This is a genomic window from Citrobacter sp. VF227, assembly GCF_052950715.1.
This window is the reverse complement of sequence record NZ_JBRFVF010000002.1, coordinates 286,666-299,213: the sequence shown is the minus strand read 5'-3', so window position 1 is coordinate 299,213 and position 12,548 is coordinate 286,666. Positions and strand designations below refer to the sequence as shown.

Sequence of the window (12,548 nt, the reverse complement as noted above, 5' to 3'; positions counted from 1 at the left end):
CCGGAACGAGCCACCTTATGGACGAATAAAATGGGTAAAGCAGTCATTGCAATTCACGGCGGCGCAGGGGCTATCACCCGCGCGCAGCTGAGCCAGGAGCAAGAGTTGCGTTATATACAGGCGCTGTCGGATATCGTTGAAACCGGCCAGCGGATGCTTGAAGACGGTCGTAGCGCACTGGATGTGGTTACCGAAGCCGTACGTTTGCTGGAAGAGTGTCCGTTGTTTAACGCCGGAATTGGCGCGGTGTATACCCGTGATGAAACCCATGAGCTGGACGCCTGCGTGATGGACGGTAATACGCTGAACGCTGGTGCCGTCGCCGGGGTAAGCCATTTGCGAAACCCGATTCTCGCAGCGCGCCTGGTGATGGAACGCAGCCCCCACGTCATGATGATTGGTGAAGGGGCAGAAAATTTTGCCATTGCGCAGGGTATGGCGCGTGTTTCGGCGGATATTTTCTCGACGCCAGAACGCTACGCACAGCTGCTGGCAGCGCAAGCGGTGGGGGATACGGTGCTGGATCACAGCACGACTCCGCTGGATGAAAACAACAAAATGGGTACCGTGGGTGCGGTTGCGCTGGATATGTTTGGCAATCTGGCGGCGGCAACTTCGACCGGCGGGATGACCAACAAATTACCGGGGCGGGTGGGTGATAGTCCGCTGGTCGGCGCAGGCTGTTATGCCAATAACGCAAGTGTGGCTGTCTCCTGCACCGGAACCGGTGAAGTTTTTATTCGTGCGCTGGCGGCCTATGACATTGCGGCGTTGATGGATTATGGCGGTTTGAGTTTATCAGAGGCGTGTGAGCGCGTAGTGATGGAAAAATTACCGGCACTCGGTGGTAGCGGCGGTTTAATTGCCATCGATCATGAGGGCAATGTTGCTTTGCCGTTTAACAGCGAAGGCATGTACCGCGCCTGGGGATACGCAGGCGATACGCCCACCACCGGTATTTATCGGGAAAAAGGAGATACCGTTGCCACACAGTGATGAGCTTGATGCCAGTGATGTGCTGTCCGTCAGCAACCTGAATATTGCCTTTGAACAGGAGCAGCAGCGCATTAGCGCGGTGCGCAATCTGTCGTTTCGCCTGAAGCGTGGCGAAACGCTGGCGATAGTGGGCGAGTCTGGTTCAGGAAAGTCGGTCACGGCCTTGTCGCTGATGCGTCTGATTGAACAGTCAGGCGGTGAGGTGAGCTGCGATGAAATGCTTCTTCGACGCCGTAATCGACAGGTTATTGAGCTGGGTGAGCAGAGCGCATCGCAGATGCGTCACGTACGGGGCGCGGATATTGCCATGATCTTCCAGGAGCCCATGACATCGCTCAATCCGGTATTTACCGTGGGTGAGCAAATTGCCGAGTCAATCCGCTTGCATCAGGGAGCCAGCCACGAAGAGGCGATGGTGGAAGCTAAACGGATGCTCGACCAGGTGCGTATCCCTGAGGCGAAGGCGATTTTGTCGCGCTATCCGCACCAGCTTTCCGGCGGCATGCGTCAGCGGGTGATGATCGCCATGGCGCTGTCGTGCCGCCCTGCGGTTTTGATTGCCGATGAACCTACCACCGCGCTGGACGTGACGATTCAGGCGCAGATCCTGCAACTGATAAAAGTGTTGCAGCAGGATATGTCGATGGGGGTGATTTTTATTACCCATGACATGGGCGTGGTGGCGGATATTGCCGACCGTGTGCTGGTGATGTATCAGGGCGAGGCGGTAGAAACCGGCAGCGTAGAGCAGATTTTTCATGCTCCCCAACATCCTTACACCAAAGCACTGCTGGCAGCCGTGCCGCAGCTTGGGGCGATGAGCGGACAAGCCTATCCGCGCCGGTTTCCGCTCATTTCGTTACACGATCCCAGTCATATAGAGCCCCAGACTGAACAGGATACCGTGGTTGAAGGCGAGCCAATTCTACAGGTACGTAACCTGGTGACGCGATTTCCTCTGCGTAGCGGCATTTTTAATCGGGTCACTCGCGAGGTGCATGCGGTAGAAAACGTCAGCTTTGACCTGTGGCCCGGAGAAACGCTCTCGTTGGTGGGCGAGTCGGGATGTGGGAAATCCACCACCGGGCGCGCGCTGCTGCGCCTTGTCGAGTCTCAGCGCGGAGAAATCATTTTTAATGGACAGCGTATTGATACTCTGGCCGCCAGTAAATTACAGCCGTTGCGTCGGGATATTCAGTTTATTTTTCAGGACCCGTATGCTTCACTCGATCCACGTCAGACGGTGGGATATTCCATTTTAGAGCCGCTACGGGTCCATGGATTACTGCAAGGTGATGCGGCGGCAAAACGGGTTGCATGGCTGCTGGAACGCGTAGGATTGCTCCCTGAGCATGCCTGGCGCTATCCGCACGAGTTTTCCGGTGGTCAGCGTCAGCGTATCTGCATTGCCCGGGCGCTGGCGCTCAATCCCAAAGTGATTATTGCCGATGAGTCCGTCTCGGCGCTGGATGTTTCAATTCGCGGGCAAATTATCAACCTGTTGCTCGACCTGCAGCGGGAAATGGGGATCGCGTACCTGTTTATTTCCCACGACATGGCGGTGGTGGAGCGCATTAGTCATCGTGTGGCGGTGATGTATCTTGGACAAATCGTTGAGATTGGCCCCCGACGCGCGGTGTTTGAAAATCCGCAGCACCCGTACACCCGCAAACTGATGGCGGCAGTCCCGGTCGCCGATCCATCGCATCACCGACCGCAGCGTGTGCTGTTGTCGGATGATATCCCCAGCAATATTCGCAAACGCGGTGAAGATATTTCCCCCGTTTCACTCCAGTTAGTGGGCCCGGGGCATTATGTTGCGCGCGGGCAGCCAGACAATGCGCTTTCGCGTTTATAACAGGCAGGCAGGGTTTAAGGAGAATAACATGACAAAAATTGTTGCTCGGAAATGGCTGGTTGCTGTGGGAGTGGCCTCTGCGCTGGCCGCATCGCCTGGCTGGGCCGCCAAAGACGTGGTGGTGGCGGTAGGATCCAATTTCACCACGCTCGACCCCTATGACGCGAACGACACGTTGTCGCAGGCAGTAGCGAAGTCGTTTTATCAGGGACTGTTTGGCCTTGATAAAGAGATGAAGCTGAAAAATGTGCTGGCGGAGAGCTATACGGTTTCTGATGATGGCCTGACTTACACTCTTAAGCTGCGTCAGGGCGTGAAATTTCAGGATGGCACCGACTTCAACGCCGAGGCAGTTAAAGCTAACCTCGACCGGGCCAGCAATCCGGAGAATCGTCTGAAACGCTACAACCTGTATAAGAATATCGATAAAACCGAGGTTGTCGATCCGTCAACGGTGAAGATTACGCTGAAGCAGCCGTTCTCTGCATTTATCAATATCCTGGCGCACCCGGCAACGGCGATGATTTCTCCCGCCGCGTTGGAGAAATATGGCAAGGAGATTGGTTTCCACCCTGTCGGCACCGGGCCATATCAACTTGATACCTGGAATCAGACGGATTTTGTGAGGGTTAAGAAGTTCGCGGGTTACTGGCAGCAAGGGCTGCCAAAGCTGGACACGATTACCTGGCGTCCGGTGACCGACAACAACACGCGCGCGGCCATGCTACAGACCGGGGAAGCCCAGTTTGCCTTCCCGATCCCTTACGAGCAGGCGGCGTTACTGGCGAAGAACAAAAACCTGGAACTGGTGGCGAGTCCGTCTATCATGCAGCGTTATATCAGCATGAACGTCACGCAAAAACCGTTCGATAACCCGAAGGTGCGTGAGGCGCTGAATTATGCCATCAACCGTCAGGCGCTGGTGAAAGTGGCGTTTGCCGGTTACGCGACGCCGGCAACGGGCGTTCTTCCGCCATCGATAGCTTACGCGCAAAGTTATACGCCATGGCCATACGATCCGGCGAAAGCGCGCGAGCTGCTGAAAGAAGCGGGTTATCCGAACGGTTTTACTACCACGCTGTGGTCTTCGCATAACCACAGTACCGCGCAGAAAGTACTGCAATTTACCCAGCAGCAGCTGGCGCAGGTGGGTATTAAGGCACAGGTGACGGCGATGGATGCTGGTCAGCGCGCCGCGGAAGTCGAGGGTAAAGCGCAGAAAGAGAGCGGGGTGCGGATGTTCTACACCGGCTGGTCTGCCTCTACCGGGGAAGCGGACTGGGCGCTGTCACCGCTGTTTGCATCACAAAACTGGCCGCCAACGCTGTTTAATACGGCATTCTACAGCAATAAACAGGTGGACAGTGATTTAGCGGCGGCATTGCAAACCAACGATCCAGCGCAGAAAGCGAAGCTGTACAAGGATGCGCAGGATATCATCTGGAAAGAGTCGCCGTGGATCCCGCTGGTTGTGGAAAAACTGATTTCGGCGCACAGCACCAGACTGACCGGGTTCTGGATCATGCCGGATACCGGATTTAGCTTTGATGATGCGGATTTAAAATAAGCGATTCATTCGGCCCCGCAAACCAGGGGCCGGCGAAGGGAGCGTGATGCTTAACTATGTTTTCAAGCGCCTGCTGGGGTTGATTCCAACGCTGTTGATTGTTGCGGTGCTGGTGTTTTTATTTGTTCACCTGCTACCCGGCGATCCGGCCCGGTTGATTGCCGGGCCGGAAGCCGACGCCGAGGTGATTGAACTGGTGCGTACGCAGTTGGGTCTGGACCAGCCGCTGCATATTCAGTTCTGGCATTACATGACCAACGTGTTGCAAGGTGACTTCGGGATCTCGATGGTTTCTCGTCGCCCGGTTGCAGAAGAGATAGCCAGTCGTTTTATGCCGTCGCTATGGCTGACCATTGCCAGTATGGCGTGGGCGGTGTTATTTGGCATGACGGCAGGGATTATCGCTGCGGTATGGCGCAATCGCTGGCCGGACAGATTGAGTATGACGCTGGCGGTCACCGGGATCTCTTTTCCGGCTTTTGCGCTCGGTATGCTGCTCATGCAGATATTCTCCGTTGAGCTTGGGTGGTTGCCAACCGTTGGCGCTGACACCTGGCTGCACTATATCCTTCCGTCAATTACGCTGGGTGCGGCGGTGGCCGCGGTGTTAGCCCGGTTTACTCGCGCATCGTTCGTCGATGTGCTCGGTGAAGACTATATGCGTACCGCGCGGGCCAAAGGGGTGAGTGAAACCTGGGTGGTATTAAAACATGGTTTGCGTAATGCGATGATCCCAGTGGTCACCATGATGGGGCTACAGTTTGGCTTTTTGCTTGGCGGTTCTATTGTAGTTGAGAAGGTGTTCAACTGGCCTGGTCTTGGGCGACTGTTGGTGGACTCAGTCGAAATGCGTGACTACCCGGTGATTCAGGCCGAGGTGTTGTTGTTTTCTCTGGAGTTTATTCTTATTAACTTAGTGGTGGATGTGCTTTACGCCGCCATTAATCCGGCTATCAGGTACAAGTAAGGATGCGATTTTTTAACTGGCGCCGACAGGCGATTTTAAATGCAATGCCTCTTGTTAAGCCAGAGCAGATACGCACGCCGTGGCATGAGTTCTGGCGTCGTTTTTGCCGTCAGCGCATGGCGATGATTGCGGGTGTATTTGTCCTGGTCCTGATCGCGGTGGCGGTTTTTGCTCGCTGGTTGACGCCATTCGATGCCGAGAACTACTTCGATTATGACCGATTAAATGATGGCCCCTCAATGCTGCATTGGTTTGGCGTTGACTCGCTGGGGCGGGATATTTTTAGCCGCGTGCTGGTTGGCGCGCAAATCTCGCTGGCGGCGGGGGTCTTTGCCGTATTTATTGGCGCGGCGATTGGCACGGTGCTGGGTCTGCTGGCGGGATACTACGAGGGCTGGTGGGATCGGCTGATTATGCGTATCTGCGATGTGCTGTTCGCCTTTCCCGGCATTCTGCTGGCGATAGCCGTGGTCGCCGTGCTGGGCAGCGGCATTGCGAACGTGATTATTGCCGTGGCCATTTTCTCCATTCCTGCCTTCGCGCGCCTGGTGCGCGGAAATACGCTGGTGCTGAAGCAGCAGACGTTTATTGAATCTGCGCGCAGTATTGGTGCCAGCGATGCGACCATCATTTTTAACCATATCTTGCCGGGGACGGTTTCATCGATCGTGGTCTTTTTTACCATGCGAATCGGCACGTCGATTATTTCTGCCGCAAGCCTGTCATTTCTGGGATTGGGCGCACAGCCGCCGACCCCGGAGTGGGGGGCTATGCTCAATGAAGCACGGGCGGATATGGTGATCGCGCCGCACGTGGCGATTTTTCCGGCGGTGGCGATATTTCTGACGGTGCTGGCGTTTAATTTGTTGGGCGATGGCCTTCGCGACGCGCTGGACCCGAAGATAAAAGGATAAATTCAGGCCTGATAAGACGCGCTAGCGTCGTCATCAGGCGTTGCCGGATGCGGCGTAACGCCTTATCCGGCCTACGGTTGAGTTACGCTTATTAAACGCGTGAACCCCACAGATCGTATTCATCTGCGTTTTCGACTTTCACGCGAACGATATCGCCAGGCTTCACCCTTGTTTCGCCATTCAGGTATACCGCGCCGTCGATTTCCGGGGCATCAGCCATGCTGCGACCAATCGCGCCTTCTTCGTCAACTTCGTCCACGATGACCAGAATTTCGTGGCCCACTTTCTCCTGCAAACGCTCAGCAGAGATCTGCTGTTGCAACTGCATAAAGCGGTTCCAGCGTTCTTCTTTCACCTCTTCCGGGACTTGATCCGGCAGCTCATTGGCTCCTGCACCCTCTACCGGGCTGTATTTAAAGCAGCCCACGCGGTCCAGACGCGCTTCCTTCAGGAAGTCGAGCAGCATCTGGAAGTCCTCTTCCGTTTCGCCCGGGAAGCCGACAATAAAGGTTGAACGCAACGTCAGCTCAGGACAGATTTCACGCCACTGTTTGATGCGCGCCAGCTGTCTGTCCACGGAGCCTGGGCGTTTCATCAGCTTGAGAATACGCGGGCTGGCATGCTGCAGCGGGATGTCCAGATACGGCAGGATTTTCCCTTGCGCCATCAGTGGGATCACATCATCAACGTGTGGGTACGGGTAAACATAATGCAGACGCGTCCAGATCCCCAGTTTTGATAACTGCTCGCAAAGATCAACCATGCTGGTTTTGACTGGCTCGCCGTTATGGAAACCGGTACGATGTTTCACATCCACACCGTAAGCGGAGGTATCCTGAGAAATCACTAAAATTTCTTTAACGCCCGCATCGACCAGACGTTTAGCTTCGCTGAGAACATCGCCAATCGGACGACTCACCAGATCGCCACGCATCGACGGAATAATGCAGAAGGTGCAGCGGTGGTTACAGCCTTCAGATATCTTCAGATAGGCATAATGGCGCGGTGTTAGCTTGACGCCCTGTTCAGGAACCAGGCTCAGGAACGGATTATGCTTTGGTTTGGGCACGTAATGGTGTACGTGCTCCAGAACCTGCTCGTAGCTATGCGGCCCGGTGATTTCCAGCACCTTCGGGTGGACTTCACGGATCTGATCGACTTTTGCGCCCAGACAGCCGGTGACGATCACCTTGCCGTTTTCGTTCAGCGCTTCGCCAATCGCTTCCAGAGACTCCTGGACTGCGCTGTCGATAAAGCCGCAGGTGTTAACGATGACCATATCCGCGTCGTCGTAGCTTGGCACGACATCATAGCCTTCGGTACGAAGTTCGGTCAGGATGCGCTCAGAATCGACAAGGTTTTTCGGGCAGCCGAGGGAGACAAAGCCGATTTTCGGCTGGTGGGTTACATTGCTCATAGCGTAAAAAGTGTTCAGTTATTGGAATATTCAGGGCAGGGATTCTACAGAGTTCTGAACAAAAATTGTATCGCAATCTCATTCCATCAGCGGCCTGCCCGGCCTGGAATTAAAGATTATTTGTAAATTATGTTAATTTTAAGTGATGGATTGATCCTGGACACGACTTTGTTTAAAAATTAACCATACTATTAAGTTGCACCATAGTTGGAAAGAGGAGGAACAAAGTATGGTTGTTGACAGACTGAGAACCGATCTTCTCAACAAATTGATAAATGCCCGTATCGAACTTGCCGCTTATCTGCTGTTGAGAAAAGCGAAAGGCTACATGTCAGTCAGCGAGAGCGATCGTCTGCGTGATAATTTTTTTGCACTGAATCGCGAATTGCACGAGCAATCACAGCTTCACGGTATGCATCTTGATCAGGAAGAGTGGAATGCCCTTCATCGTGCTGAAGGGGCGTTAGCCGCCGCTGCTGTTTGTCTGATGAGTGGACATCACGATTGTCCAACGTTTATCGCCGTTAACGCAGAGAAACTGGAAAACTGCCTGACAACGCTGACGCTGAGTATCCAGAGTTTAGAATCTTACCCAACGCTGGAACTCGTCTGAATCAGGGGGAGGGCGCTCCCCCTTTTCGTTAAGATTATGTAAATATGACGGGATAATTCCCCTTGCTGGCTACGCTTTATGCAGAGCCATTAAGGAGGTGTTATGCGTCGATTCTTGCTCTGTGCTATTCCACTTGCGCTGTTTTCCTCTTATGCCGCCGCGGTAAAAGTGGAAGTACTGCAAACCAAACTCGATCACCCGTGGTCGCTGGCTTTTTTACCCGATAATCGCGGTATGCTCATTACGCTTAAAGGCGGTCAGCTTCGACTCTGGCAGTCTGGGAAGGGGCTTTCCGACCCGCTGACTGGTGTCCCCAAAGTCTGGGCGGAGGGGCAGGGGGGACTGCTTGATGTGGCGTTGGCCCCGGATTTTACCCAATCCCGCCGGGTGTGGCTAAGCTTCGCGGAAGCCGATAGTGAAGGTAAAGCCGGCACGGCGGTAGGTTTCGCAAGACTGAGCGACGATCTCAAACATCTGCAAGGGTTTCAGACCGTTTTTCGCCAACAGCCAAAGCTCTCTACCGGAAACCATTTTGGTGGACGTATGGTGTTTGATGGCAACGGCTATCTGTTTATTGGCCTCGGTGAGAATAACCAACGTTCAACAGCTCAGGATTTGGATAAGCTGCAGGGCAAGGTCGTACGGCTGACCGATGAGGGCAAAATTCCACCGGATAATCCGTTTGTGAATATGGCGGGAGCGCGGGCAGAGATTTGGTCGTATGGCATCCGCAACCCGCAGGGGATGGCGATGAATCCGTGGAGTGATGTGTTGTGGCTCAATGAGCATGGTCCACGCGGAGGCGATGAAATCAATATCCCGGAGAAAGGGAAAAACTACGGCTGGCCGCTCGCGACCTGGGGCGTTAACTACAGTGGGCTTAAAATTCCTGAAGCAAAAGGCCAAATTGTTGCGGGTACGGAGCAACCTATCTTTTACTGGGAAAAGTCACCTGCGGTCAGCGGAATGGCTTTTTATAATAGCGATACTTTCCCGCAATGGCGGCAGAAGTTGTTCGTCGGTGCGTTGAAAGAGAAAGCGGTGATCGTACTGAGCGTTAAAGGGAATACCGTCGCCGAAGAGGAGCGTCTGTTGCAGGAAAGGGGGCAAAGGATCCGTGATGTGCGCGTCGGACCAGACGGTTATTTGTACGTGTTAACCGACGAGTCCGACGGGGAATTACTAAAAGTGAGTCCCTGATTGAGTTAGCTGACCGGGATCATCACGATTTTTTGAAACGCCGGGCGCTCGGTCAGTTGTTGATACCAGCGTTCCAGATGCGGGCGCGGGGTCCAGCTCAGGCCAACGTTGTACAGATTATAGATGAACGGCGCAACGGCGATATCGGCAGTGCCAAATTCAGCTCCGGAGAACCATGGCTGGTCCGCCAGCGCGTTGTCCAGTATGGCAAACAGGTTATCGCATACCTTCGCTCCGGCCTCAATGGCCGCCATGTCGCGTTTCTCCGCCGGCGTTCTGACCAAACCAAATAAGATAACCCGATGCGCAGGACTCAGCGTCTGGTTCGCCCAGTCCATCCATTTTTCAGCGACGGCGCGCGTGGCCGGGGCGTCAATCCACAAACGATTTTGTCCATACTGAGCCGCCAGATAGCGAACAATGGTATTGGATTCCCACAATACAACATCCGTTTCATCATCGCGTAGCAGCGGGACCAGTCCGTTTGGGTTCAGAGCCAGATAGTCGGCATCGTGGTTACCGCCATGCTGTCCACCCGCCAGAATTTGGTTATACGGCAGTTCCAGTTCTTCGAGCGTCCACAATACTTTTTTTACGTTGGTCGAGTTATTGCGACCCCACAATGTAATCATAGTAACCCCGCAAATAAATTGAGCAGCTTTATGGCTGCAAATGTCGTCTGGCTCGCTCACATGGTGGGGTAAACCTAATATTTACGCAACAAAGTCTAAAAAAATCGTGCCAGAGGCAGCGCAGCGCGGCGATATTGCATAAACTTTAAAAACTTTACCAACTTACGGTTTCTTTAAGCTCGTTAGTGCGTTATTACTCACCGCACTTATTGTTACACGTCATCCATCAGTCCTTTTCTGCATGGGTTGGCCGAGGTCGCTTGGTCGGATTTGTGTAAACACGGTGTGGTATGACGTGGTTTTTTTGGAATGGATACTCGGGTGGCATTTATGACGCAATACTTCTCTTCACTTCGCAGCCTAGCTGCAGGTTCTGCACTCTTAATCCTTTTGGCACCGACCGTACAGGCGGCGGAGCAACCAACGGCCCCACCGAGCGTGGATGCGCGAGCCTGGATCCTGATGGATTACGCCAGCGGTAAGGTGCTGGCGGAAGGTAATGCTGATGAGAAACTGGATCCTGCCAGTCTGACCAAAATCATGACCAGCTATGTAGTCGGTCAGGCGCTGAAGGCTGGGAAAATTAACCTCAACGATATGGTCACTGTGGGTAAAGACGCCTGGGCTACCGGTAATCCGGCTCTGCGCGGTTCTTCGGTCATGTTCCTTAAACCCGGCGATCAGGTTGCGGTGTCCGATCTAAACAAAGGCGTTATCATTCAGTCTGGTAACGATGCCTGTATCGCGCTGGCTGATTATGTTGCCGGCAGTCAGGAATCGTTCATCGGTCTGATGAACGGCTACGCGAAAAAACTGGGGCTGACCAACACCACTTTCCAGACGGTGCATGGCCTGGATGCGGCAGGACAATTCAGTACCGCACGTGATATGGCGCTGCTCGGGAAGGCGTTAATCCACGATGTACCGGAAGAATATGCTATCCACAAAGAGAAAGAATTCACCTTTAATAAAATCCGCCAGCCGAACCGTAACCGTCTGTTGTGGAGCACCAACCTGAATGTGGACGGTATGAAAACGGGTACTACGGCCGGGGCGGGGTACAACCTGGTCGCTTCCGCGACTCAAGGCGATATGCGCCTGATCTCCGTGGTGTTAGGGGCGAAAACTGACCGCATCCGATTTAATGAGTCAGAAAAGCTGCTGACCTGGGGTTTCCGCTTCTTTGAAACCGTCACGCCGATTAAGCCGGATGCCACTTTCGTGACTCAGCGCGTCTGGTTTGGTGACAAGAGCGAAGTGAATTTGGGCGCAGGGGAAGGTGGTTCAGTGACCATCCCGCGTGGTCAGCTCAAAAACCTGAAGGCCAGCTTTACCCTGACCGAACCCCAGTTAACTGCGCCGCTGAAGAAAGGCCAGGTTGTGGGGACTATCGACTTCCAGTTGAACGGGAAATCCATCGAGCAGCGCCCGTTGATGGTGATGGAAGATGTGCAAGAGGGTGGTTTCTTTAGCCGTATGTGGGATTTTGTGATGATGAAATTCCACCAGTGGTTTGGCGGCTGGTTCTCTTAATCACACCGATTGCCGGATGACGCTATCGCCATCCGGCATTATCTTTTAATACATCAGCTTTATACGTTGCGCTTTAGCGTACTCAACAAAGTCATCATCAGGGCGGCTGTCGCTGATGATGGTATCGAAACGTTTTACCTCACCCATCCTCGCCGGACGCACCTTACCAAACTTACTGTGATCGACCACCAGAACGTGATGCTGCGCCATCGACATCGCCCAATGTTTCACCGGCAGCTCTTCCAGGTTAAAACAGGTCGCGCCTTTCTCAATGTGAACGCCCGCAGCGGAATAAAAAGCGATATCCGGACACAGGTTATTTAGCGTTTCCTGGAAATCAAGCGGTTTAAAAATGGCGTTGCTGGCATGGAATTCGCCACCACACAGAATGACTCGGCACTGCGGCTTTTCCTGCAGCACCAGAAATGTATTTAGCGAGTAGCAGATTGCGGTAAAAGGCAATTCATTGTCGATAGCTTCAATGATCCACGGCGTGGTGGTACCACAGTCGAAAAAGAGGGTCTGGTGCGCCTGCACGAGGCTTGCGGCCAACTGAGCGGCGCGGCGTTTTTCATCAACCAGCCGGGATTTTTGATCGCTGATTAAATAGTGATTTGCGCTGCGGGGTTCCAGAACAATATAGCCCCCGAGTAGTACGACGGGAGCGTCGTTATTATTCAGATCGCGACGAATGGTCATCTCAGATACGCCCAGCAGCGTCGCGGCTTCTTTTAGATGTAGTTTATCGCTGCGTTTCAGCGCCTGCAGTAATTGACCAATACGCTCGTCGCGTCGAGTTTCCATAGTTCCCCTGGAGAGTAGAATAAGTGCTCAGTGCCGCGCTTAATACT

General features: G+C 53.8%; 11 protein-coding genes. 8 read left to right on the top strand and 3 right to left on the bottom strand.

What is annotated here, in order from left to right:
* Positions 1 to 30: 30 nt before the first annotated feature.
* The 5 genes from iaaA to gsiD are packed head-to-tail and all read left to right on the top strand — an operon-like array spanning position 31 to position 6,302.
* Positions 31 to 996, top strand: a complete 966-nt coding sequence (gene iaaA, locus ACU8YC_RS08850) for a beta-aspartyl-peptidase (RefSeq protein WP_151219623.1) — start codon at positions 31 to 33, stop codon at positions 994 to 996.
* On the top strand, positions 983 to 2,854 hold the full coding sequence (gsiA, locus tag ACU8YC_RS08845; protein WP_210904868.1) for a glutathione ABC transporter ATP-binding protein GsiA: 1,872 nt from the start codon (positions 983 to 985) through the stop codon (positions 2,852 to 2,854). The genes iaaA and gsiA overlap by 14 nt, the downstream gene beginning before the upstream one ends.
* A gap of 28 nt (positions 2,855 to 2,882) precedes the next feature.
* Positions 2,883 to 4,421, top strand: a complete 1,539-nt coding sequence (gene gsiB, locus ACU8YC_RS08840; protein WP_151225001.1) for a glutathione ABC transporter substrate-binding protein GsiB — start codon at positions 2,883 to 2,885, stop codon at positions 4,419 to 4,421.
* Positions 4,422 to 4,467: 46 nt separating this feature from the next.
* Positions 4,468 to 5,388, top strand: coding sequence for a glutathione ABC transporter permease GsiC (gene gsiC, locus ACU8YC_RS08835; protein ID WP_151219626.1), 921 nt, complete (start codon positions 4,468 to 4,470; stop codon positions 5,386 to 5,388).
* Between the two features lie 2 nt (positions 5,389 to 5,390).
* The gene (gsiD, locus tag ACU8YC_RS08830) at positions 5,391 to 6,302 is read left to right on the top strand and encodes a glutathione ABC transporter permease GsiD (RefSeq protein ID WP_446895228.1); all 912 of its coding nucleotides are present in this window, start codon (positions 5,391 to 5,393) and stop codon (positions 6,300 to 6,302) included.
* A gap of 91 nt (positions 6,303 to 6,393) precedes the next feature.
* On the opposite strand, the gene rimO is transcribed toward gsiD, so the two are convergent.
* Positions 6,394 to 7,719 (bottom strand): 30S ribosomal protein S12 methylthiotransferase RimO, encoded by a 1,326-nt coding sequence (gene rimO / locus ACU8YC_RS08825; protein ID WP_446895227.1) that lies wholly within the window; start codon positions 7,717 to 7,719, stop codon positions 6,394 to 6,396.
* 229 nt (positions 7,720 to 7,948) lie between these two features.
* On the opposite strand from rimO, the gene bssR reads away from it, so the two are divergent.
* Complete coding sequence (gene bssR / locus ACU8YC_RS08820) at positions 7,949 to 8,332, top strand: biofilm formation regulator BssR (RefSeq protein WP_151219629.1); 384 nt, start codon at positions 7,949 to 7,951, stop codon at positions 8,330 to 8,332.
* A 102-nt stretch (positions 8,333 to 8,434) separates the two neighbouring features.
* Complete coding sequence (locus ACU8YC_RS08815; RefSeq protein ID WP_210904870.1) at positions 8,435 to 9,532, top strand: PQQ-dependent sugar dehydrogenase; 1,098 nt, start codon at positions 8,435 to 8,437, stop codon at positions 9,530 to 9,532.
* A 5-nt stretch (positions 9,533 to 9,537) separates the two neighbouring features.
* On the opposite strand, the gene ACU8YC_RS08810 is transcribed toward ACU8YC_RS08815, so the two are convergent.
* Positions 9,538 to 10,164: a glutathione S-transferase family protein gene (locus tag ACU8YC_RS08810; RefSeq protein ID WP_278238541.1), complete on the bottom strand. Its 627-nt coding sequence runs from the start codon at positions 10,162 to 10,164 to the stop codon at positions 9,538 to 9,540.
* 330 nt (positions 10,165 to 10,494) lie between these two features.
* Here ACU8YC_RS08810 and dacC point away from each other — a divergent pair, with 330 nt between their 5' ends.
* Complete coding sequence (gene dacC, locus ACU8YC_RS08805; RefSeq protein ID WP_151219632.1) at positions 10,495 to 11,697, top strand: serine-type D-Ala-D-Ala carboxypeptidase; 1,203 nt, start codon at positions 10,495 to 10,497, stop codon at positions 11,695 to 11,697.
* A gap of 45 nt (positions 11,698 to 11,742) precedes the next feature.
* Here the strand turns inward: dacC and deoR are convergent, their stop codons facing one another.
* The gene (deoR, locus tag ACU8YC_RS08800) at positions 11,743 to 12,501 is read right to left on the bottom strand and encodes a DNA-binding transcriptional repressor DeoR (RefSeq protein WP_151225005.1); all 759 of its coding nucleotides are present in this window, start codon (positions 12,499 to 12,501) and stop codon (positions 11,743 to 11,745) included.
* Between the last annotated feature and the right edge of the window lie 47 nt (positions 12,502 to 12,548).